Origin of the sequence: Bacillus sp. FSL P2-0069 (assembly GCF_038593315.1) — a bacterium.
Lineage (GTDB): Bacteria > Bacillota > Bacilli > Bacillales > Bacillaceae > Bacillus > Bacillus safensis.
The window spans coordinates 2,757,884-2,780,709 of sequence record NZ_CP151984.1 but is presented as its reverse complement, the minus strand read 5'-3'; the positions used below and the strand labels follow the sequence as shown (position 1 = coordinate 2,780,709).

The 22,826-nt window shown below is 41.6% G+C and carries 23 protein-coding genes; 18 read left to right on the top strand and 5 right to left on the bottom strand.

Going from position 1 to position 22,826, the window contains the following annotated elements:
* Nucleotides 1–33 precede the first annotated feature (33 nt).
* Nucleotides 34–1,209 (bottom strand): MalY/PatB family protein, encoded by a 1,176-nt coding sequence (locus tag NSQ34_RS14365; RefSeq protein ID WP_046313363.1) that lies wholly within the window; start codon nt 1,207–1,209, stop codon nt 34–36.
* Nucleotides 1,210–1,292: 83 nt separating this feature from the next.
* On the opposite strand from NSQ34_RS14365, the gene NSQ34_RS14360 reads away from it, so the two are divergent.
* A complete protein-coding gene (locus tag NSQ34_RS14360) occupies nt 1,293–1,553 on the top strand; it encodes a DUF1871 family protein (RefSeq protein ID WP_081124738.1) in 261 nt (86 codons plus the stop codon).
* Here the strand turns inward: NSQ34_RS14360 and NSQ34_RS14355 are convergent.
* A complete protein-coding gene (locus NSQ34_RS14355; protein WP_268456034.1) occupies nt 1,550–2,350 on the bottom strand; it encodes an alpha/beta hydrolase in 801 nt (266 codons plus the stop codon). The genes NSQ34_RS14360 and NSQ34_RS14355 overlap by 4 nt on opposite strands.
* A gap of 199 nt (nt 2,351–2,549) precedes the next feature.
* Here NSQ34_RS14355 and NSQ34_RS14350 point away from each other — a divergent pair, with 199 nt between their 5' ends.
* The 3 genes from NSQ34_RS14350 to yugI all read left to right on the top strand — a co-directional run bounded on the left by NSQ34_RS14350 (nt 2,550) and on the right by yugI (nt 4,835).
* Complete coding sequence (locus NSQ34_RS14350) at nt 2,550–3,050, top strand: Lrp/AsnC family transcriptional regulator (protein WP_003213765.1); 501 nt, start codon at nt 2,550–2,552, stop codon at nt 3,048–3,050.
* Nucleotides 3,051–4,244, top strand: a complete 1,194-nt coding sequence (locus NSQ34_RS14345; protein ID WP_342500955.1) for an aminotransferase — start codon at nt 3,051–3,053, stop codon at nt 4,242–4,244.
* A gap of 198 nt (nt 4,245–4,442) precedes the next feature.
* Complete coding sequence (gene yugI, locus NSQ34_RS14340) at nt 4,443–4,835, top strand: S1 domain-containing post-transcriptional regulator GSP13 (protein WP_007500519.1); 393 nt, start codon at nt 4,443–4,445, stop codon at nt 4,833–4,835.
* A gap of 243 nt (nt 4,836–5,078) precedes the next feature.
* Here yugI and NSQ34_RS14335 read toward each other — a convergent pair whose 3' ends face one another.
* Nucleotides 5,079–5,315 carry a DUF378 domain-containing protein gene (locus tag NSQ34_RS14335; protein WP_003212952.1) on the bottom strand — a complete coding sequence of 79 codons (237 nt, stop codon included), beginning with the start codon at nt 5,313–5,315 and terminating at the stop codon, nt 5,079–5,081.
* A 144-nt stretch (nt 5,316–5,459) separates the two neighbouring features.
* Here NSQ34_RS14335 and NSQ34_RS14330 point away from each other — a divergent pair, with 144 nt between their 5' ends.
* From NSQ34_RS14330 to NSQ34_RS14310, 5 genes are all read left to right on the top strand, one after another.
* Nucleotides 5,460–6,623, top strand: a complete 1,164-nt coding sequence (locus NSQ34_RS14330; RefSeq protein WP_034282535.1) for an iron-containing alcohol dehydrogenase — start codon at nt 5,460–5,462, stop codon at nt 6,621–6,623.
* Between the two features lie 121 nt (nt 6,624–6,744).
* Nucleotides 6,745–7,917 (top strand): iron-containing alcohol dehydrogenase, encoded by a 1,173-nt coding sequence (locus NSQ34_RS14325; RefSeq protein ID WP_065215235.1) that lies wholly within the window; start codon nt 6,745–6,747, stop codon nt 7,915–7,917.
* 126 nt (nt 7,918–8,043) lie between these two features.
* Nucleotides 8,044–9,399, top strand: coding sequence for a glucose-6-phosphate isomerase (locus NSQ34_RS14320; RefSeq protein ID WP_041107612.1), 1,356 nt, complete (start codon nt 8,044–8,046; stop codon nt 9,397–9,399).
* 111 nt (nt 9,400–9,510) lie between these two features.
* A complete protein-coding gene (locus tag NSQ34_RS14315; protein ID WP_046313371.1) occupies nt 9,511–9,729 on the top strand; it encodes a spore germination protein in 219 nt (72 codons plus the stop codon).
* A gap of 29 nt (nt 9,730–9,758) precedes the next feature.
* Nucleotides 9,759–10,160 (top strand): YugN-like family protein, encoded by a 402-nt coding sequence (locus tag NSQ34_RS14310; RefSeq protein WP_268455966.1) that lies wholly within the window; start codon nt 9,759–9,761, stop codon nt 10,158–10,160.
* Here the strand turns inward: NSQ34_RS14310 and NSQ34_RS14305 are convergent.
* Nucleotides 10,157–11,143, bottom strand: coding sequence for a potassium channel family protein (locus tag NSQ34_RS14305; RefSeq protein ID WP_034282528.1), 987 nt, complete (start codon nt 11,141–11,143; stop codon nt 10,157–10,159). The genes NSQ34_RS14310 and NSQ34_RS14305 overlap by 4 nt on opposite strands.
* A 126-nt stretch (nt 11,144–11,269) precedes the next feature.
* On the opposite strand from NSQ34_RS14305, the gene NSQ34_RS14300 reads away from it, so the two are divergent.
* The 6 genes from NSQ34_RS14300 (at nt 11,270) to NSQ34_RS14275 (ending at nt 15,426) form a co-directional block, all read left to right on the top strand.
* The gene (locus tag NSQ34_RS14300) at nt 11,270–11,494 is read left to right on the top strand and encodes a hypothetical protein (protein WP_070325959.1); all 225 of its coding nucleotides are present in this window, start codon (nt 11,270–11,272) and stop codon (nt 11,492–11,494) included.
* A gap of 80 nt (nt 11,495–11,574) precedes the next feature.
* Nucleotides 11,575–12,249, top strand: a complete 675-nt coding sequence (locus NSQ34_RS14295) for a zinc metallopeptidase (RefSeq protein WP_024423288.1) — start codon at nt 11,575–11,577, stop codon at nt 12,247–12,249.
* Nucleotides 12,250–12,297: 48 nt separating this feature from the next.
* Complete coding sequence (locus tag NSQ34_RS14290; protein WP_024423287.1) at nt 12,298–13,590, top strand: hemolysin family protein; 1,293 nt, start codon at nt 12,298–12,300, stop codon at nt 13,588–13,590.
* 113 nt (nt 13,591–13,703) lie between these two features.
* The gene (locus NSQ34_RS14285) at nt 13,704–14,105 is read left to right on the top strand and encodes a secondary thiamine-phosphate synthase enzyme YjbQ (RefSeq protein WP_034282527.1); all 402 of its coding nucleotides are present in this window, start codon (nt 13,704–13,706) and stop codon (nt 14,103–14,105) included.
* Between the two features lie 16 nt (nt 14,106–14,121).
* Entirely contained in the window at nt 14,122–15,153 is a 1,032-nt protein-coding gene (locus NSQ34_RS14280; RefSeq protein ID WP_268455964.1) for a nitronate monooxygenase, read from the top strand.
* Nucleotides 15,154–15,177: 24 nt separating this feature from the next.
* A complete protein-coding gene (locus NSQ34_RS14275) occupies nt 15,178–15,426 on the top strand; it encodes a hypothetical protein (RefSeq protein WP_034282525.1) in 249 nt (82 codons plus the stop codon).
* A 21-nt stretch (nt 15,427–15,447) separates the two neighbouring features.
* Here NSQ34_RS14275 and NSQ34_RS14270 read toward each other — a convergent pair whose 3' ends face one another.
* Nucleotides 15,448–16,188 carry a protein-glutamine gamma-glutamyltransferase gene (locus NSQ34_RS14270; RefSeq protein ID WP_034282523.1) on the bottom strand — a complete coding sequence of 247 codons (741 nt, stop codon included), beginning with the start codon at nt 16,186–16,188 and terminating at the stop codon, nt 15,448–15,450.
* 156 nt (nt 16,189–16,344) lie between these two features.
* On the opposite strand from NSQ34_RS14270, the gene NSQ34_RS14265 reads away from it, so the two are divergent.
* The 3 genes from NSQ34_RS14265 to NSQ34_RS14255 all read left to right on the top strand — a co-directional run bounded on the left by NSQ34_RS14265 (nt 16,345) and on the right by NSQ34_RS14255 (nt 22,603).
* The gene (locus tag NSQ34_RS14265) at nt 16,345–18,336 is read left to right on the top strand and encodes a methyl-accepting chemotaxis protein (protein WP_268455961.1); all 1,992 of its coding nucleotides are present in this window, start codon (nt 16,345–16,347) and stop codon (nt 18,334–18,336) included.
* A 125-nt stretch (nt 18,337–18,461) separates the two neighbouring features.
* Nucleotides 18,462–20,453, top strand: coding sequence for a methyl-accepting chemotaxis protein (locus NSQ34_RS14260; RefSeq protein ID WP_041115843.1), 1,992 nt, complete (start codon nt 18,462–18,464; stop codon nt 20,451–20,453).
* 173 nt (nt 20,454–20,626) lie between these two features.
* Nucleotides 20,627–22,603, top strand: a complete 1,977-nt coding sequence (locus NSQ34_RS14255; protein WP_254001421.1) for a methyl-accepting chemotaxis protein — start codon at nt 20,627–20,629, stop codon at nt 22,601–22,603.
* Nucleotides 22,604–22,826: the final 223 nt, after the last annotated feature.

Below are 22,826 nucleotides of genomic sequence, written 5' to 3'. Positions count from 1 at the left end.
ACCCGTTAGGATGTTCTTTCTATCGTATAGGTCTTATTCAGCTGATAGCGTGAACGCTTGGTGGAGACGTTTCAGTCCTTCTTTGACTGTTTCAGCAGGACAGCCGAGATTCATCCGAATAAAGCCGTCTCCTTCGTGTCCGTACACGTGGCCAAGCTCTAGGATCACTTTCCCTTTTTTCAGCAGATTCCGTTTCAATTCCGCTTGACTGAATTGATAATCCCGAATGTCCAGCCACAATAAATACGAAGCATCTGGTTTCATATAACGCATATTTGGAAGATTTTCGTCGATATAGTCCATCGCCGTTTTCATATTGCCTTCGAGATAAAGAACAAGGGCATCAAGCCACTCATCCCCGTGGCGGTATGCTGCTTCCATCGCTGGAATCGCAAAGGCATTCAGTTTGGAAAGTCCGTTTCTTTGCACTTCATTCGTGAAAAGGGTTCTTTTTTCTTCATCTGAAATGATAATAGCAGATGCCTGGAGCCCTGCTAGATTAAAGGTTTTACTCGGCGCAATACACGTTACCGTGATATGTGCAATGTCGTCAGAAAGGCTGGCGAAGGGCACATGCTGCTTCCCGTAAAGCATCAAATCCGAGTGAATCTCATCTGAAACGACTGTGACTCCATGCTTCACACATAGGTCTCCGACTCGCTTTAATTCCTCTTTTGACCATGCTCTTCCGGACGGATTATGCGGATGGCAAAGGAACATGAGCTTTGCTTGTGGTCTGCTCAGTTTTTTCTCTAAATCATCAAAATCCATCATATAGCGGTTGTTTTCTATTTTTAAAGGATTGGTTGAGACTGTACGTCCATTTCGTTCAATCATTTGATAAAAAGGTGTATACACTGGTGACTGTATAACTACTTCGTCGTGCGGTGCTGTAAAGGCTTGAACAGCAAAACTAAGTGCCGTTACGATTCCTGGTGTGAAGGTGACGGCATCTGTCTGAATTGTCCATCCATGTCTTCTTTTGAGCCATCCAGCGACTGCCTGCTGCGTATCCTGATCTTGAAATGCATAGCCAAATACACCGTGGTCTAATCGCTCTTTCAATGCATCAAGGACGACCTGCGGCGCTTTAAAATCCATATCAGCCACCCACATCGGGAGGGCATCTGTTGTCAGGAACAAAGACTCTGCTTGATCCCATTTCACTGATTTTGAACCTTTACGTATGATCTGTTCGTCGAAATTCATGAAACCCACCTCTAGCTGTTTTTCAACCATTCTTGGTTGTGCTAAAATAAACATCACAAAATTTATTATAAGCGGTGATACCGATGAAAGATAGTCAAGCTGTAGAAGAGATGATTCAATTCATTAAGGCATGGGACCCTTTTCATTATGGAGAGGATTTTTATGAAACGGAGCCTGCTGACGTCATCAGTGCATTATACGACGCAGAAGACCCATTATCTTTAGCAAAAGAGATTCAAGCCATCTACCATCACTCATTTGAACAGCTTCTTCCGATAGAGAGCTGTCAGCATACAGCGAATCAGCTTTTTGCCATAAGAGACAGCAGCTCCTGTTCACGCTAAGACAGGCTGAACTGTCCGATTTGATCAGACACAAAGACCGGATTTTCCTCAGGAATGAGGTGCCCGGTTTTTTTTAATGCATGCAAGGTTGAATTTGGCAGATCTTTGTGCAGTCTTTCGCCTATTTGAATGGGAACAATTCGATCTTCCTCGCCCCAAATGAGCAGCACGGGTGTTTCCATTTTCTTTAAAACGTCCGAGGTCAAATCTCCTTCCCGGTGCCGAATCAAACGAAATATCCCCCGAAAGATTTGATCATCTGAAAACGGCTTTAAATAGCCGTCGACCATCTCTTGATCAATGATGGAATGATCATGCACAACAGCCGTTAAATTTTTCATAATGCCCTGTTTTAAAAGCTTTCTTTTTAGATACAGATAAAAATAAGGAATATATGTGCTGTAAACAAGTGATCTTTTTGACTTATTCAAATAGCCAGAGCTGCACAATAGAACCGCCTTTTCAAATAGGTCCGGCCGTTCAGATGCAGCGTATAAGGCGATTTGTCCACCCATTGAATGACCCACTAGAATCGCATGCCGAATCTGTAAATAACCAGCTAGCTCTATAATAATTTTTCCCATGTTGCGATAGCTGTAAATAAACGTTTTCGACTTCTCGGACTGTCCAAATGGCGGCAGATCAATTGCAATTAAATTGAAGTCCTGTTTCAGAAGCGGGATGAGCTTTCGATAGCTGAAGGTAGAAGAGAAGAGACCGTGAATTAAGATCAATGTCTTTTTGCCTTCATTTGGATAGTGCTCGTAATAGATATCTAAACCGAATGTACTTTTCATATAAGCTGGCTGAACAATGTCCACATTCTTCACTCCGATACTTGATACTCTCTCTGTTAGGTGACTGTATTGTACCCTAAAAAGTGGATTTTAAGCTATTAATAGAATCTTTTCCCTGCTTAGCATAATGGGAAAAACGTGCTATAATGTTCAGAAGATTTTTTAAAACTAGCTTTTATAATCTGAGGTGTGAAATCAAATGAAACTAACAGAAAAAGAAACTGAAATATTAGAGATTTTAGATGAAAACAGCCGCGCCGATTTAAATACAATTGCAAAAATGGCAGGCGTGACAACAGAAGAAGCCGAAGCCATCATTCAAAAACTTGAAGATCAAAAAGTCATTATTGATTATTCAACCATGATTGACTGGCGAAAAGTGGATGGTCATGAAGGCGTTACAGCAATGATTGATGTAAAAGTGACACCAAAAAGAGGCGTCGGATTTGATGAAATTGCTGAACGGATTTATCGGTTTCAGGAAGTGGAGTCTGTCTATCTCATGTCAGGTGTTTACGATCTTTCCGTTGTGATCCGCGGAAGATCAATGTCTGATATTGCCCGCTTCGTATCTGAAAAATTATCGACACTTGATTCCGTTGTTTCAACAACTACCCACTTTATTTTGAAAAGATATAAACATGATGGGAAAGTGTTTGAAACAGGAGACGATGACAAAAGAATCGTGGTGTCTCCTTAAATGAAAAAGTCTTATTTATCTGAAACGGTACAAAGCATTCAGCCGTCAGGTATTCGGAAATTCTTTGATTTGGTTGCCACAATGGAGGGGGTTATCTCCCTTGGTGTCGGCGAGCCAGATTTCGTGACAGCTTGGAATGTCAGAGAGGCAAGTATTATGTCATTAGAACAAGGGCTGACCTCTTATACGGCGAATGCAGGTTTAATTTCTTTGCGAAAAGAACTGAGCCACTATTTATATAAGCGGTTTCACATTAACTACAGTCCAGAAGAAGAACTCATTATCACAGTTGGCGGAAGCCAGGCACTTGATTTGGCCTTTCGTGCGATTTTAAACAGCGGGGATGAAGTGATCATTCCAGAGCCTTGTTTCGTAGCATACGGGGCACTTACGACACTTGCAGGCGGCGTGCCTGTCTATTTAAGTACAACCGCTGAAAAAGATTTCAAAGCAGATTCTGCTGATCTTCGCACAAAGCTGACGCCGAAGACAAAAGCCATTTTGCTTTGCTCGCCATCAAATCCGACTGGGTCTGTTTATTCAAAGGAAGAGCTTGAAGATATTGCTCAATTTGCGAAAGAGCATGACCTGCTCATTATTACGGATGAGATTTATGCAGAGCTGACATACGATGAAACTTTTACAAGCGTGGCGGCTATTCAAGATATGAAGGAAAGAACGATCTTGATCTCAGGCTTTTCTAAAGGGTTTGCCATGACGGGCTGGCGTTTAGGATATGTGGCAGCACCACCTGTACTGCGCGATGCCATGCTGAAAATACATCAATATTCTATGATGTGCGCGCCGGCGATGGCACAATATGCGGCAGAAGAAGCATTAAAAAATGGACTTGAAGATGTGGAGAAAATGAAAAAAAGCTACAGAAGGCGCCGTAATTTGTTTGTCGGCTCCCTTAATGAACTAGGACTCACATGCCACCAGCCAAATGGAGCGTTTTACGCGTTCCCATCGATTAAAAGCACAGGCATGACGTCAGAACAATTTGCTGAGGAGCTGCTCCTAAGCGAAAAAGTGGCCGTTGTTCCTGGGAATGTATTCGGACCGAGCGGTGAAGGTCATATCCGCTGTTCATATGCTTCGTCACTTGATCATCTTCAGGAATCACTTTCAAGAATTCAGCGCTTTTTGCAGGCTCGACAAGTGAAGGAAGAAGCATCAGCCATCTTAAAATAAAAAAAGGCATCAATCCAAATGGACTCATGCCTCACAAATTAGGGGGGAATACTAGAAAGCATTCTTGTTTTCAGGTATTCCCCCTTTTGATCTCATCTAAACCCATTTAAAAAATATTTTGCGTAACTGCCTGTTCTGTGATATAGTTTTTAATTGCGTATAAACGAATATTAAAACATTTATTTAGGAGTTGTTATCATGGCGACAAAGTTTGAAGTAGGCAGTGTTTACACTGGTAAAGTAACAGGATTACAAGCGTATGGTGCGTTTGTTGCATTAGATGAAGAAACTCAAGGACTTGTGCATATTTCTGAAGTAACACATGGCTTTGTAAAAGACATCAACGAGCACCTTTCAATTGGTGACGAAGTACAAGTAAAAGTTCTTTCTGTTGATGAAAATGCAGGTAAAATCAGCCTTTCTATCCGTGCGACACAAGATGCACCTGAAAGAAAAGAAAGCAAACCAAAGAAACAAAGACCACAGCAAGTGAAAGAAGAAGCTGCTGCACCACAAGGTTTCAATACGCTTAAAGATAAACTTGAAGAGTGGATTGAGCAATCAAACCGTAAAGACCTTATCAAGAAATAATAAAAAAGCACCGCTTCAAACGGTGCCTTAGATTGTTGACAAAGGGCTAAAATGATTTTTATTTTAGCCCTTTGTCTTCTTTTTCAGCGTGATAGAAAACCTTTGAAGTCAAGGAAGAGCGGCTACTTTTGCGGACGAATTTAGAATTCGTGAGCACCAGCGCGCAGACCTGACAAAGAATGCGAGGGTTTGTCTACATGCTGAGGCTGCCTCATGTAGGCAGCCTTTTTTATGTCTTTTTATTTAACGAACTTCTGGGTTCGGCTCGTCACGGCGAACAGCTTCTTCGCTTGGTTTGAACAACAGACCAAGGTTGACAAGACCTGCAATTCCAACAAGACCATAAATAATACGTGATAATGCAGAACCTTGTCCGCCAAAGATCGCTGCTACTAAGTCAAATTGAAAAAAGCCGATTAGTCCCCAGTTAATAGCACCGATAATCGTGAGCACGAGGGCAATACGCTGAATAGCACTCATCGTGATTCCTCCTTTCGCTACAGCATCAATACATTTATATTTTGCAGATTTTTAGCCAAACTATGCGTAAGAAAATGGATGAAAGCAAATTACTTTACTTTTGGAATGAATGAGGCGCATAATGTAGCGCGAGGAGGAGATCACATGGATCGATTTACTTATTGGAACCCAACGAAATTAATTTTTGGAAAGGGAGAAGTATCAGCCCTTTCAGATGAACTCAAACACTACGGAAAAAACGTATTACTTGTATATGGTGGAGGCAGTATTAAACGAAACGGCCTTTATGACCAAGTTGTCAGCATCCTAAAAGAATCAGGAGCTGCAATCACTGAACTTGCTGGTGTGGAGCCTAACCCGCGCTTAACAACAGTAAGAAAAGGGGTCGAACTTTGCAAAGAGAACGACATTGATTTTATTTTGGCAGTTGGCGGCGGCAGTGTCATTGATGCGACGAAAGCAATCGCAGCTGGTGCGAAGTACGATGGAGATGCTTGGGATATCGTGACACGCAAGCACGTCCCAATGGAAGCTATTCCGTTCGGTACTGTGTTAACACTTGCCGCAACAGGCTCTGAAATGAACTCTGGATCAGTCATCACAAACTGGGAAACAAATGAGAAGTATGGCTGGGGAAGTCCAGCAGTTTTCCCGAAATTCTCTATTCTTGATCCAGTCAACACATTCACTGTGCCTAAAAATCATACGATTTATGGCATGGTTGACATGATGTCACATGTGTTCGAACAATATTTCCATCACACAGAAAATACACCTTACCAAGATCGTATGTGTGAAGGACTTCTTCGCACTGTCATTGAAACGGCACCGAAGTTGATCAACGATCTAGAGAACTATGAGCTCCGTGAAACGATTTTATTCACTGGCACAATTGCGCTTAATGGCATGCTTTCAATGGGGGCACGTGGTGACTGGGCTTCTCATAACATTGAGCATGCAGTATCAGCTGTTTATGATATCCCCCATGCAGGCGGTCTTGCAATCTTGTTCCCGAACTGGATGAAACATGTGATTCAAGAAAACCCAGGCCGTTTTAAACAATTAGCGGTCCGTGTATTCGATGTAGATCCTGCGGGCAAAACAGATGAAGAAGTCGGCTTAGAAGGAATTGACAAGCTGTCAGCTTTCTGGACAAGTCTTGGTGCACCAAGTCGTTTAGCGGATTATGACATCAACGATGAGAAAATTGATTTAATTGCAGACCGTGCAATGGCACGCGGTGAATTTGGTCAATTTAAAAAGCTGAACAAAGAAGATGTTTTAGCCATTTTGAACGCTTCTTTATAATTGAACAATAAAGGGATAGCTGCTTGCGGGCAGTTATCTTTTTTTGAGTTCATCGTGTACATATGTTACAGTAGTCTTTCATGTTTTTGGATATATTCGTTGTAAGGAGATGTTTCAACAGATGGAGAATTTTATTTACTATAATCCAACAAAATTGATGTTTGGAAAAGGACAGCTAGAAGGACTCAAAAGCGAACTCGCTCGTTATGGAAAACGAGTGTTACTTGTATATGGCGGAGGGAGCATTAAGAAAAATGGTCTTTATGACAATGTCATCAGAGCGTTAAATGAAGCAGATGCAGAAGTGTTTGAGCTGTCTGGCGTTGAACCAAACCCGCGCCTCACAACAGTGAAAAAGGGAATCGATATCTGCCAAAAGGAGAACATTGATTTCTTATTAGCCGTTGGCGGCGGAAGTGTGATCGACTGTACAAAAGCAATTGCAGCCGGAGCAGAGTATGACGGTGATGTGTGGGATATTATTTCAAAGAAAACAACCGCTCAAAAAGCACTGCCGTTTGGCACAGTGCTGACACTTGCAGCAACTGGTTCAGAAATGAATCCAGACTCTGTCATCACAAACTGGGAAACGAATGAAAAATATGTGTGGGGCAGCTCTGTCACTCACCCTGCTTTTTCAATTCTAGACCCTGAGCATACGTATTCTGTGCCAGAAAACCAGACGGTGTATGGTATGGTCGATATGATGAGCCACGTTTTTGAGCAATACTTCCATAATGTGAAAAACACGCCTTTACAGGACCGGATGTGTTTTGCTGTTCTTCAAACAGTCATCGAGACAGCACCAAAACTGCTGGAAGACTTACAAAACTATGAGCATCGTGAAACGATTCTATATGCAGGAACGATTGCTTTAAATGGCACGCTGCAAATGGGTTACTTTGGCGACTGGGCGTCCCATACGATTGAGCATGCTGTATCGGCTGTCTATGACATTCCGCATGCAGGCGGGCTTGCTATCCTCTTCCCAAACTGGATGCGCCACACGCTCGATCATAATGTAGAACGTTTTAAAAACCTTATGCTGAACATGTTTGACATCGAAACAGACGGAAAGTCAGATCGTGACATCGCATTAGAAGGGATCGACAAACTGTCAGCGTTCTGGACAAGTCTCGGTGCACCAAGCCGTTTAGCGGATTATGATATTGGTGAAGATCAGCTGGACAAAATTGCCGACATTGCAGCAAAAGAAATGGAATACGGTGGTTTTGGTAACTTTATGAAACTTAACCGTGATGATATTCTATCCATTTTGAAAGCTTCTTTATAATTCAGATTGCCGCTTCTCATCAAGAGAAGCGGCTTTTTGCCATGCCAGTGACGATCACTTGATTTCAAAAGCTAGTTCCGCTAAAGTGAAAGGGACAGAACTAACGTAATGGAGGGCTTACAAGCGATGACACATATTCAATTTGACTACTCGAAAGCGTTACCTTTCTTTCAAGAACATGAGCTTACATATTTAAAAGATTTTGTGAAGGTAGCCCATCATAATATTCATGAACAAACGGGTGCAGGCAGTGACTATTTAGGCTGGGTGGACTTGCCGAAGCAATATGACCGCGAAGAATTTGCCCGCATTAAAAAAAGTGCAGACAAAATTAAATCTGACTCTGACGTCCTGCTCGTTGTCGGAATCGGCGGGTCATATCTAGGGGCACGTGCCGCGATTGAATTTTTGAACCATTCTTTCTATAACACTTTGCCAAAAGGCAAGCGCAAGACACCGCAAATCATTTTTATTGGAAACAACATCAGTTCTTCTTATTTAACAGATGTAATGGATCTATTGGAAGATGCAGATTTCTCCATTAACGTGATTTCAAAATCTGGTACAACAACAGAGCCAGCCATTGCGTTCCGCATCTTTAAAAAGCTCCTCATTGAAAAATACGGTGCTGAAGAAGCGAAAAAACGTATTTATGCGACAACTGACAAGGCACGCGGTGCACTTAAAACATTAGCAACTGAAGAAGGCTACGAATCATTTATCATCCCGGATGATGTTGGTGGACGCTATTCAGTATTAACAGCAGTCGGTCTTTTGCCAATCGCTGTGAGCGGTGCAGATATTGATCAGATGATGGAAGGTGCAGCAAAAGCAAGCGAAGACTTCGCTTCATCGGAGCTTTCTGAAAATGCGGCTTACCAATATGCTGTCGTCCGCAATGTCCTTTACAATAAAGGCAGAACGATTGAAATGCTGATTAACTATGAGCCAGGTCTGCAATATTTCGCAGAATGGTGGAAGCAATTATTCGGTGAAAGTGAAGGGAAAGATGAAAAAGGAATCTATCCTTCATCTGCTAACTTCTCAACAGATCTTCATTCACTTGGTCAATATGTTCAAGAAGGAAGAAGAGACTTGTTTGAAACAATCGTGAGTGTAGACAAGCCTCGACATGAGCTTGTAATTGAAGCAGAAGAACAAGACCTTGATGGCTTGAACTATCTGGCAGGAAAAACGGTTGATTTCGTCAATAAAAAAGCATTTGAAGGAACGATGCTTGCCCATACAGATGGAAAAGTACCGAACCTTATCGTGACAATTCCTGAGATGGATGCTTATACATTCGGATACCTCGTGTACTTCTTTGAGAAAGCATGTGCGATGTCAGGATATTTACTAGGCGTCAATCCATTTGATCAGCCTGGAGTAGAAGCTTATAAAGTGAATATGTTTGCTTTACTAGGAAAACCAGGCTTCGAAGAGAAAAAAGCTGAGCTTGAAAGCCGTTTAAAACAATCATAAGAACAAAAAGCACACCTTTTCATAAAGGTGTGCCTTTTTTGTTTTCTTCAGGTTCCTGTGCAAGCTTTCCTGTGTGCTGTACATAGAATAATGAATGGAGGAGGGTGAAAAATGAGGACGAATCATATATATATTCATGATATTTCTGGGCAGGCGATCGTTAACTTTGGCAATGTCGGACGCATTTGTTCTAAGAGTGCTACGAAGGAAACAGCGGGTTCCGGCAGTGATAACGAGACGAATCAATCATCCAATCAAAGCCTGTTTGATGCCGCGTTTACAAACAATGTACAAATCACGAGGGGGAAATGTATGAATTCCTCTCTTTAACGAACCCTATACAAAAAGGAGGGTTTCGTATGATTCATGTACCATCCAGGCTGCCTGGTGATAGCTTTTCACTTTACCATTTAGAAGAAACGATGAAGCCGCTCGGTTATGTCATTAATGGCAACTGGGATTATGATCACGGGTATTTTGATTATAAAATTGATAACCGTGATGGCTATACCTTTCTCAGAGTTCCTTTTACAGCCGAGAAAGGCCAGCTCGATCAGCCAGGTGTTGTGGTGAAAATGGGACATCCATTTCTCTTAAAGCATGTCTATCAAGATAAGTTAGATGATCATGCGATGGTTGGAAATGTGGGTGCATCCTTTAATCAATTCCAAGAACCAAAAGAGAAAGATGGGGATGTATCAAAGGCTTATGCTGAGATTGGCTTTTCGCTCGTCAAGGAATTAGAAGACGCACTGCTTTAAAGGCTGATCAATTCATCCTCTGGATGAAGCTCATAGCCAAAGGGAGGATTCATCATGGGTCCTTCTTTTTTTTGTACGCCAACGATAATTACATGATGCTCTAGAAAGTGATGGAGCGCCGTTAAGAATGTTTCTCCAGCCAATGAAGCCGGTACAGGTATGATGGTGACGTGTTTATGCAGCGTCATATGTCGTTTTTTCTTAAACGCCGTAAGCTGTTCCTTTATCAGAAAATGTTCAACCATTAAATGATTGACAGCATCAGAGGTATGAATGACTTGGTTGGCGCCAGCACGCTCGGCATTCTTCACGTAACGATCTGTTAAGATTTCAATTAAACAATATAGAGAAGGGTTTAATCCTTTTGCTGCAAGTAAGGTTAAAACACTCTGCATATCGGCTGTCACTTCATTTTCATGCTGATCTGCGGTAATCATGATTGCATCTGCACCGGTAATGTTGGCTTTACGAAGTGTGACATCTTCGGTCCCATGTCCTTTAATAAAATGAACATTTTCCAAAAGAGGCCCTTCTTTCAAGGAGTCATCAATCAGCACAATCGGCATGGCTGGATCAATCGTTTGAAACGACTGAAGCAGTTTGTTTGTCTTCTCATTCCAGCCGACGATAATGAGGTGTCCATTCCCCTTAAAGGCTACCTTGCCCTCAACATAATGGTGCTGCTTGCTGAATACAGCGGCGGCAAGTGTGGCGAAATAAGCGGTGACAAAGCTGGCTCCGATAAAAATGAGCGCCATACCTGCCACCTGCCCTGGCATGGTTTGCGGCACAAAATCACCGTAACCAACCGTAGAGACTGTAATAAGCGCCCACCAGATCCCATCAAAGATCGTATGATATTGCTTCGGTTCAAGTAAAACGATTAATTGTCCAAAAAAGAGAAGCAAGAAACAGATGATAATGGCAATTCGAAGATAAAGTGGCCACCTTAGCCAAGCGATAAAGATACGGTTTGATTTCATCGGACTCTTCCTTTCAGGAGGCTGCTAATGTCAGTATGCCCGATTGAGGAAACATTTTTTCATCTTCGTCATGTATTGAAATAGAACCCATATCTTAAAATAAGGGAGAAGAAGGAGGGAATTCGAATGTCGTTTGTTCAAAAGACCGTACTTCTTTTTATTGGTGTGCACTTTTTATCATCAGCTGTCATCTTACTCGTGTTTGATTTAAATGCTGTGAATCATTTTATGAATGATTTTTCATGGCTGCACTTTTTTCAAGACCTTTATGGTACGGGAACCTTTTATACAGCTTGCTTAGGTGTGTTCTTCTTTTTCGTTGGTGCGGTTATCCCCCTAAAAAAGACCTAGTGCTTTTTGCTGTACATGGTACATAAAAGTCATTAAAATTGTAAATAAATATATAAAATAAAAGGAAGCTGATGAGCATGCTGTTTTTTTATTTTTTAACATTTGCCGCATTGGGATTATCATTTTGGGCACAATTTAAAGTGAAGAATAATTTTGAAAAGTATTCAAAGGTGGAAGCATCCAGTATGAAAACAGGTGCTGAAACCGCTCGATATATTTTAGATCGCAACGGGTTATACGACGTGCCTGTTGAACCGGTAAGAGGAACTTTGACTGATCATTACGACCCGACGCAGCGTGTGGTTCGTTTATCTGAACCTGTGTACTACGGCCACTCCATTTCGGCCATTTCAGTCGCATCACACGAGGTTGGACATGCCTTGCAGCATCAGGAATCCTATGGTGCGCTTGTTTTGAGACATAAGATCTTTCCTGTCGTGAACTTTGCATCTGGTGTTGCTCCGCTTCTTTTCCTTGGTGGAATTTTGCTCAGCAGCCTTAACTTAATCGGGCTTGGGATCATTTTGTTCTCAGCAGCTGTATTCTTTCAGCTTGTGACATTGCCTGTCGAGTTTAATGCAAGTTCTCGTGCAAAAGATATCATTGTTTCAGAAGGAATCATTAGAAGCAGTGAAGAAAGAGGCGTGAACAAGGTGTTAAATGCTGCAGCTCTGACATACGTAGCAGCGGCCCTTGTCTCCCTGTTTGAATTGCTCCGTTTTGTAATGATCTTCCTAAATGGCCGTAATGATTAATTGATGCCAGAGGAGGTGAGCCCTTACCATTGTTAGGTAAGGGTTTTTTTGTACATTTTAAACGTATTTTTAGTCATATTACTCATTGCTGCGACAGCATTTTTTGTTGTCACTGAATTTGCGATTGTGAAAATTAGAGGCTCTAAAATCAACCAGCTGATCGAAAGCGGGGATAAGAGAGCCATTCATGTTCAAAAGCTAATATCAAATCTTGACGAGTATTTATCCGCCTGCCAACTTGGCATTACGATCACGGCTTTAGGTCTAGGGTGGCTGGGTGAGCCGACGGTGGAGCATTTTCTGCATCCGCTGTTTGAAAAAATCGGGCTTCATTCTGCATTGACTGACATCCTTTCGTTTATCATCGCATTTGTGATCATTACATTTTTACATGTCGTTGTGGGAGAACTCGCGCCTAAAACAATTGCCATTCAAAAGGCAGAGGCGGTCAGCCTTGTGACAGCAAAACCACTCATCTTTTTCTATAAAGTCATGTACCCGTTTATTAAGGCATTAAATGGGGCTGCACGAAGCATCGTGAAATTATTTGGTTATCATTCTGTCAAAGAACATGAAGTGGCGATCAGTGAGGAAGAATTGCGTCTCATTTTATCTGAAAGCTATGAGAAGGGTGAGATTAACCAATCTGAGTACAAATATGTGAATAAAATCTTTGAATTTGATAACCGAGTGGCAAGAGAGATCATGATTCCGCGTACAGAAATTTCAGCTATAGAGATTGAACAGACCTTAGAAGACGTGACCCATTATATGCTGAACGAAAGGTACACACGCTACCCTGTTATTAAAGAAGACAAAGATCATGTGATTGGTGTTATTAACAGCAAAGATGTATTTAAGGCCAGCTTTCTAAATCAAGATGTATCGATTGAAGACTTAATGCGTCCGGTGATCCGAGTGATTGAAAGCACCCCTGTTCAAGAATTGCTCATTTTGATGCAAAAGGAACGGATTCATATGTCAGTGCTCGTAGACGAATACGGAGGTACAGCGGGACTTGTCACAGTGGAGGACATATTAGAGGAAATTGTCGGAGAGATTCGAGATGAATATGATCAGGATGAAACACCTCACATCGTTAAAAAAGGTGATTTTCATTATGTGATGGATGGGAAAGCATTGATTGATGAAGTAAATGATTTATTGGATTTAGCCATTGAGAATGATGATGTTGATACAATTGCTGGCTGGATGATGACGCATAAATTTGATTTTGACATTGGGGATACGATTGAAGCAGAAGGCTGTGAATTTACGATCATTGATGCTGAAGACCACCATATTCGAACCATTGAAGTCAAAAAGGTTCACTTTTCTTAAAAACCTCGCATTGCTTGACGAGGTTTTTTTGCTTGGTAAACTTTAGATAAGAAGATTTGTTTCACATAAAAAGGGTATGGTTTTTATAGAAACGTGAAAAAGGAGCAGCTCATATGAAAAAAATCAATCTACAAACAGACAGACGCGATGATATGATCGACGTCACACATGAGGTTCTCCAATATGTCAGGGAAACAGGCATACAAAACGGAACTGTCATCGTCTATTGTCCACATACGACAGCAGGGATCACCATTAATGAAAATGCGGATCCAGATGTGAAACGAGATATGCTTCGCCGGCTTGATGAAGTTTTTCCGTGGGAACATCCAAAGGATCGCCATATGGAAGGAAATACGGCTGCACATATGAAAGCGAGTTATATGGGGGCGTCTCAGCATGTTCTCATTCATGATGGAGATCTTGTGCTTGGCACGTGGCAGGGAATCTATTTCTGTGAGTTTGACGGGCCGAGGCATCGTCATTTTTATGTACAAGTGTCGTCAAACGAGTAAGAGATGGGGGAAATAAATGGGGGACATCAAAAAGTTACTGCAAATCGAACATGGAATCATCCAAGCACCAATGGCAGGAGGAGCTGTGACACCGCAGCTGGCAGCCGCTGTTTCAAATTACGGAGGGCTTGGCAGCTTGGCAAGTGGATATGTGCAGCCTGACGATTTGAGACAGCAGATTAGACAGGTCAAACAGCTGACATCTCGCCTGTTTCAGGTCAATGTGTTTGTACCAGAGCCAATTCCAGATGTGAAAAAAGAGGATGTGGCGTTTTGGGAGAAGAGACTGCCTGTATGGCCCGAAGCTCATAGGATGCCAAGCGAAGAAGAGTTGTGGGATGATTTTGAACGGAAAATCAACATTCTTCTGGAAGAAGACGTTCCGATCGTTTCCTTTACATTCGCCTGTCCAATTGAACAAACGATTCACCACCTAAAACAAAAGGGAATCTTTTTAATCGGAACGGCGACAACAAAAGAGGAAGCACTGCTTCTAGAGGAAAAAGGAATGGATGCCATTGTGCTGCAAGGAAGTGAAGCAGGGGGACATCGCGGCACATTTTTACGTGCAAAAGGAGACGCCTTGGTGGGGCTGATCAGTCTGATCTCTGACGTCAAACCGCTCTGCCGTGTGCCTTTGATAGCAGCAGGAGGCATCACGGACCGATTAGGTATGAAAGCAGCGCTAGCGCTTGGAGCGGATGCGGTTCAAATCGGCACACGATTTTTAGCCAGCCAGGAAAGTGCTGCGGCAGAGGTATACAAGAAAGCCATTTTACAGGCAGAAGGCAGTGAAACGAGGGTGACAAGGCTTTTTTCTGGGAAAAGAGCGAGAGGTATTGTGAATCAGTGGATGGAGGATGAAAGTCTGCATGAAGATAGGGTTCTTCCCTATCCAGTTCAGCATGTATGCACAACACCGATGCGAAAAGCAGCTGCTGCCGGAGGTAACCCTGATCAAATGGCTCTGTGGGCAGGACAGGGCGTTGGACGTATTCACTCGATTTTAAGCGTTGAAGACATTATGCACGAACTGACGCAGACATAAAATCATGATGGGTGGTGTGACAGGATGGACATCTTAAAACATTCCTACCGAAAAAAAGGCCAGATTGAATTTTGGTTTGATGATTTCCCTCATTCTCCTGCTGTCCTTACGCCCATTCGTCATTACTATTTTGTTCGATACGTGAAATGGAGCCGGCACGACTCGCCGGTCACAAGAAAAGATTTAGAAGAAATGGAGGTCCTTGCGAACACGATGCTTGGCACACTCCAAAATTATCGTAAACGCAAGGCATACAGAAGCCCCTTGTCATAACCAATAGACAAGAGGCTTTTTTTAGCTGCCAAACATTTGCCTGAGATAAATTACATCCATCCGGGTAGTCTGCGGTAATAAATAAGCGGATTGAACCGCACCTGGCCGTCTTCTCTTATTCAGTTTGTCGATAATTTCTGCTGCTGTTAAAATTCCAAGTCCATGACCGTAATATTGATCTTCTCCTAAGTAAATCACATTTTCCCCGCGCCATTGCGACTGCTGATAGCTAAACTCTGGATTTTCGAAATATAAACAATCCCCATAGATAAAATCATTCCCGCGCTCTGTATAAATCGACAAAGTATCATAGTGCCAGTCATACAGTGTTAAACTGCGAAGTCTTCGATTAAACTTCTCCTCTCCTACTGTTTGCAAAACCCCCATATAAAACACAATGACAATCGCTGTTGCGCATTCAAATGCATATTTTGAACCATTTTCAAAAATGTCTTTAATGCCTCTTGATGGCTCCACTTGATAACGCAGCTCTAGTGCTCCTGCTTCCGACACACGCCAAAACGCATCATTTGCACGCGACCTTTGAAAGATGGCGAATGAGGCACCGCTTTTATTCAAATCTCTTGCAGCATTCATAATGTTCGATCTTAAAGTGACCTCAAATAACAAATCAGATGCTTGCCTATAGCGGAACGTATCATTCGAGGCCTGTAACTGCATCAAAATGATCCGCTTTTGTCCCTCTAGCTGAAACGATGCCAGCTGCTCATTTGTCACTGGCTGTCCTGAAAGGATAATCATATGAAAAGCGCCCCCTTTTGTATTAGCGTATGCAGGGTGCTTGGGCAAGGAATCAATTTGTGAAAATAAACAAAATAGCATCCTTTTTATTTGAAAAACATGAAAATACTATGAAGATGTCCGATATAAAACATATCGTTTAAAAGGAGGAAAAACATGAAAAGTGCAATAAAATGGTTGAAAAAACCATCGATTTCCAAAAGACTGATTATTTCATTCACACTTGTTCTCGTCTTGCCAATCATTACACTCAGTACGATTTCATATCAGATTGCCAAAGAAGAATTAGATCATGAAATCATGTACGGAGCAAAAGCAAGAGTCAATGATATGAATGACATGATCGAGCAAAAGCTTTTGAATAAAGAAAACGCGGTGAAACTTTTTACTCAAACAACAACTGCTGCAGACTTTAAAAAGAAAAACCAGGACGAACTGTATGAGCATTTTGAAATATACAGCAAAATCAACGAAGATGATGTAGTTGGATTTTATGCAGCAAGTAAAAATCGTGATTTCATTCAGTTTCCTAAAGTAGACATGCCAAAAGGCTATGACCCAACAACACGCGATTGGTATCAGCAAGCGATGCAGGATGAAAAAGGTGAGCCAGTTGTCACCAATCCATACATTTCTGCTACAACAAACGGCATGGTGGTCACGATTGCCCAGCGCCTGAAGGACGGGTCGGGAGCGATCGGAATCGACATTGATGTGCAAGACATTGTTGATAAAATCAAAGAAATTAAAATTGGACGAGAAGGATATCCAATTATTGCAAATAAAAGCAAACAAATTGTAGCCCATCCAGAAGAAAAGTCAGGATCTGAGGTCACAGGAAATATTTCATCAATCCTTTACAGCGGCAAAGAAGGAACATCAACTTATGAGAATAAAGGAGAACAAAAACGTATCGTTTTTGTCACAAATGATTTAACAGGTTGGAAAATTGCTGGAACGATGTTTGTATCAGAAACAGAAGAAGCAGCACAGCCAGTTTGGAATTCTGCCATTATTCTTTTAATTTCTTCATTTATCCTTGGCGGTGTCGCTATCTTCTTCATTGTTCGCTCGATTACCATTGGACTGAGAAGGCTTGTTGATTTCTCAGAAAAGGTGAGTGAAGGGGATTTAACAGAAACCCTCGAAACCAAATCGAAGGATGAAATAGGAGATCTCACAAGAAGCTTCAGCAAGATGAGTGAATCTCTTCGTGACGTCATTCGCGCTGTACAGCAATCTGTCGACAACGTGGCTTCGGCTTCAGAGGAGCTGACGGCAAGTGCCAGCCAAACGAGTCAAGCAACAGAGCATATCACGATGTCAATTGAACAATTTTCAAATGGAAATGAAGCACAAAACGAGAAAGTCGAATCTAGTACGAATCAGCTTGTGGCAATGAACGAAGGATTACAAGATATGTCACAAACCTCATCTGAAGTGGCTGCTGTCTCTATTCAATCAACAGAAGCTGCTGGTCAAGGCGGCCGAATTGTTGAAAGCACAGCAAGCCAAATGAAACATATTGATACATCTGTACAAGAAGCAGAGCAGGTCATGAAAGAATTAGAATACAAGTCTAAAGATATTACGAGTATTTTAAATGTCATTAATGGCATCGCGGATCAAACGAATTTACTTGCGCTTAATGCAGCAATCGAAGCAGCAAGAGCAGGTGAATCAGGACGCGGCTTCTCCGTCGTTGCAGAAGAAGTGAGAAAACTAGCTGTCCAATCCGCAGATTCAGCGAAAGAAATTGAGAAGCTCATCCAAGAAATTGTACTAGAAATTGCTAAATCTCAAGATATGTTCAAAGCAGTCAATCGAGAAGTAAACGCAGGACTCGGTATGACAGAGGAAGCAAAAGAAAGCTTCCAGCACATTTATGAGGCAGCAGAAGGAATGTCGAAAAAACTGTCGCAATTAAACGATACAGCCATTGACCTATCAAGCGGTTCAAAGCTTGTTTCACAAGCGATGCAGGAGATGCGCCAAGTCTCGAGAGAAAGCGCAGCAAACATTCAGGACATTGCGGCTTCTGCAGAAGAGCAGCTAGCATCTATGGAAGAAATTACGTCTTCTTCTGTGACACTTGCCAACATGGCAGAGGAACTAAAAGAGCTCACAAATCAATTTAAAATTAATTAAATAATGATGAAAAAGTATCCAGAATTGTCTGGGTATTTTTTTTATTTTTAAACGTCATTTCCAGCCTCTAAAAATACACCTTTCATCCGATAATAACTTTAGAGAAGTAAAGGGGGAAAGTTAAAATGGGAAAAATGATCCAATGGTTCAAAAAACCATCCATTTCAAAGAAATTAATCATTGCCTTTTTGGTCGTCCTTATTCTGCCAACTGTGGCACTGACAATTAGTGCGTTTTTTACATCAAAGACAGAGCTAGACAAACAGATTATGGGCAGTGCGATGAGTCAGGTTAATGCATTTGATACCTTAATCAATGAGAATATTGGCAACAAATCAGATGCTGTGACACTGTTTTCAGATTCACTCAAAGCGTCTAATCTTCAAGAAAAAAATAGAAATGCGACCATTAAAGAATTACAGCAATTTGGAAAAATTAATGAAAAAGATGTATCCGCAATCTATGCAGGCTCTGAAAAGGGATTGTTTATGCAATATCCAGTTCAAAAGATGCCAGATGGCTACGATCCAAGAGAACGTCCATGGTATCAAGAGGCATTGAAAGCAGAAAACGGCAAACAAGTCATCACAAAACCATATGTAGCAGCATCCACAGGCAAAATGGTTATCACAATTGCCCAAAAAATGAAAGATGGTTCAGGTGTCATTGGTCTTGATATGGAAATTGACAGCCTGCTCCAAAAACTAAAAGAAATCAAAATTGGGCAAAAAGGCTATGCTTTCATCATGGAGAAAGATAAAACAGTTTTAGCAGATCCAACCCAAAAGCCAGGAAGTCAAGTCAATGAAAATCTAGCCAGTATTATTTTTAAAAATAAAGAAGGAAGCGGCAGCTATACCCTCAAAGGAACAGATAAAAAGGTTGCATATGTCACCAATGAATTAACTGGCTGGAAAATTGGTGGAACGATGCTCGTATCTGAAGTAGAAGAAGCGGCAAAGCCCGTTTTCAATACAGCCATTATCGTATTCAGTGTCACACTCATTGTTGCAGGAACCCTCATTTTCTTTATCGTCCGCTCTATTTCAAAAAGATTATCCAATCTTGCCCGCTTCTCGAAAAAAGTCAGCGAAGGTGATTTACGCGATAAGCTTCAGATCCAGTCAGATGACGAAATTGGACAAGTTGGTAAAGGCTTTAATACGATGATTGACTCATTGCGATCTCTCATTGGAGCCGTTCAAACTTCAGTCGAGAATGTCGCATCTTCATCAGAAGAACTGACTGCCAGCGCAGGACAAACAAGTAAAGCAACAGAGCATATTACACTAGCCATTGAACAATTCTCCAGCGGAAATGAAAGCCAAAATGATAAAGTCGAATTGAGCTCAGAAGAGTTAGAGGAAATGAACCGCGGTCTTCAGAATATGAATGAATCGGCTGAATCCATTACTGCTTCATCGATCAAATCAACAGATATCGCAGGGGAAGGCGGCCAGCTTGTTGAAAAAACCGCTTCTCAAATGAATGTCATTGATCAGTCCGTGAAAAAAGCAGAGAATGTCATCAGTGCACTTGAAAGTAAATCGAAAGACATTACCCAAATTCTGGGTGTCATCAATGGAATTGCCGATCAAACGAATTTACTTGCGCTAAATGCAGCGATTGAGGCAGCAAGAGCTGGTGAATCTGGCAGAGGCTTCTCCGTTGTAGCAGAAGAAGTAAGAAAACTGGCGGTTCAATCTGCCAACTCGGCAAAAGAAATTGAGAATTTGATTAAAGAAATCGTGCAAGACATCGACGTATCACAGGAAGTATTCACTGCGGTGAATCGAGAAGTTCAATCAGGCCTAAGCTTCACTGAACAAACGAAAGTAAGCTTCCACAATATTTTCGAAATGACAAAAGAAATTTCTGACCAGCTTCAAACAATGAATCAAACCGTTGTTCAGCTTTCAAAAGGCTCGGCACATGTGTCAGAGGCTGTTCGTGAGATCGCAGACGTATCACGTGAAAGCTCGGCAAATATTCAAGACATTGCTGCTTCAGCAGAAGAACAGCTGGCATCAATGGAAGAAATCAGCTCGTCCTCTGCCACACTCTCTTCTATGGCAGAAGAATTACGCGATTTAATTAGCAAATTTAAGGTTGAATAGACAGGAAGAAAAGAGCCTCCAGATAGAGGCTCTTTTTCATTGAGTAAATCAAAAGAAATGGGTAATTATACTTATTTTTTGGATTTTTTGAACATTATTCCTTGAAAAATAATTCATATTACCTAAGAATAGAAGAGGAAGACCACAAATCATAAATCAAAAGGAGTAGAGTCATGAAAAAAATCAACTTTTTTAAGCACTTTACGATGTCGAAGAAATTAATTACTGCATTCTTAGCGATTCTCCTAGTGCCAATTCTCGTATTGGCTGCATTTTCTTATGAAGTGGCATCAAAGTCTCTTAATGATGAGATTATGTCTAGTGCTGCAAATGGTGTTCAACAATTAAACGAACTCATTAATAAAGATATACAGCCTAAAATTGACATGGTTTCATACTTATCTAAATCGATCAAAAAGGGTGAATTGACTGCTAAAAACAAAGATTTACTCAAAGTGAAATTAGAGCAATTATCGGAAACAGATGACGATGTAGTAGAAGTATTTGTTGCAGATCAAAATGGTAAACTAACTGAATATTCGGAGATTCACAAAGGTAATGCAAAGAGCGCAAAAAATGAAACTTGGTTTCAGAAATCGATGGAAGAGAAGAAACTCATCATTTCAGATCCTTTTGCCGATAAGTCATCAGATGACCTGCTCATCACAATATCAGAACAGCTAGCAGATGGATCTGGTGTGATCGGGGTGAATGTACGCTTAAATACGGTTGTAAAAGATACAAACAGCATCAAAATTGGCCAAGAAGGCTATGCGTTTATCGCCACATCAGATCAGCGTTATGTGGCCCATAAAACCGATAAGGCTGGGACAAAGCTGACTGGTGACTTCATCTCAAAACTATATGATAAAAAAGAAGGCAGCTTTGAATATGAATACAATGGCCAGCCGAAGCAAATGTTTTTTGACACAAATGAAGCAACCGGCTGGAAGCTTGCTGGAACGATGTATGTGAATGAAGTAAAAGAAGCCGCACAGCCAGTGCTCGACTTAACAATGATCATTCTTGCGGCTGCGATTGCCATTGGCGGAATCGCGATTTATTTTATTATTAAATCGATTCGAAAGCCACTGATAGAGCTCTCTGAATCGGCTGAAAAAATCAGTCAAGGTGATTTGACCCAGCATATTGAAGTTCGTACGCACGATGAAATTGGTAAGCTAGCGCAGAGCTTTAACGACATGTCAGCAAAGCTGAAGCAAGTCATTCAAGCTGTCCAAAATTCCATTGAAAATGTTGCTGCTTCGTCTGAAGAGTTAACGGCAAGTGCAGGACAGACAGCTCAAGCGACCGAGCATATCACATCATCTATTGAACAGTTCTCAAACAGCACTGAACATCAAAATGATATGATCGAAAAAAGCTCAGTTCAGTTAAACGAAATGGATCGGAGCTTATCGCATATGGTCGACACAACCTCTCATATGATGGAATCGTCGATCGAATCGAGCAAAACTGCTCAGGCTGGAGGAGAACTCGTTCAAAAAACAGCAGGTCAAATGCAAACCATAGAGCAGGCAGTAAAAGAAGCAGAGCTTGTCATTGCAGGCTTGGAGCAGAAATCAAAGGATATTACAAACATTCTTGGGGTCATCAACGGTATTGCGGATCAAACGAATCTCCTTGCTTTAAATGCTGCGATCGAAGCCGCACGAGCAGGTGAAGCAGGCAGAGGTTTCTCTGTTGTCGCAGAAGAAGTCCGCAAGCTGGCAGAGCAGTCAGGAAGCTCTTCAAAAGAAATTGAAAGCCTGACGAACGAAATTGTGGAGGAAATAGAAAAATCGCAGAAAATGTTTAAACAAGTAGCAGGTGAAGTACAATCTGGATTAAACATTACAGATGAAACGAAAGTGAGTTTTGAGAAAATCACTGATAAAACATCAGAAATGACAGAACAAATGAAACAAATGAACAGATCAGCCGAAGAGCTATCGCATGGCTCAAATGATATTTCTCATGCGGTGAATCAAATCAAAGAGCTCTCAAGAGAAAGCTCAGCAGGCTTCCAAGATATCGCGGCATCAGCAGAAGAACAGCTTGCATCTATGGAAGAGATCAGCTCATCCTCTGCCACTTTATCTCAGATGGCAGAAGAACTAAGGGAGCTTATTAAACAATTTAAAATGTAAGAGAGTAGCGAAACACCTGACGGCAAAACGTCAGGTGTTTCAGCGTGTAGACAAACCTTCAAATTTGGTGTCAGGTCTGCGCGCCGGTGCTCACGAATCTTTTATTCGCTCCGCTCCGGTACTCGTCCTTCCTAGACTGCAAAGGTTTTCTATCACACTGAAAAAGAAGACAAAGGGCTAAAATCAAGAACATTTTAGCCCTTTGTCAACAATCTTAAGCACC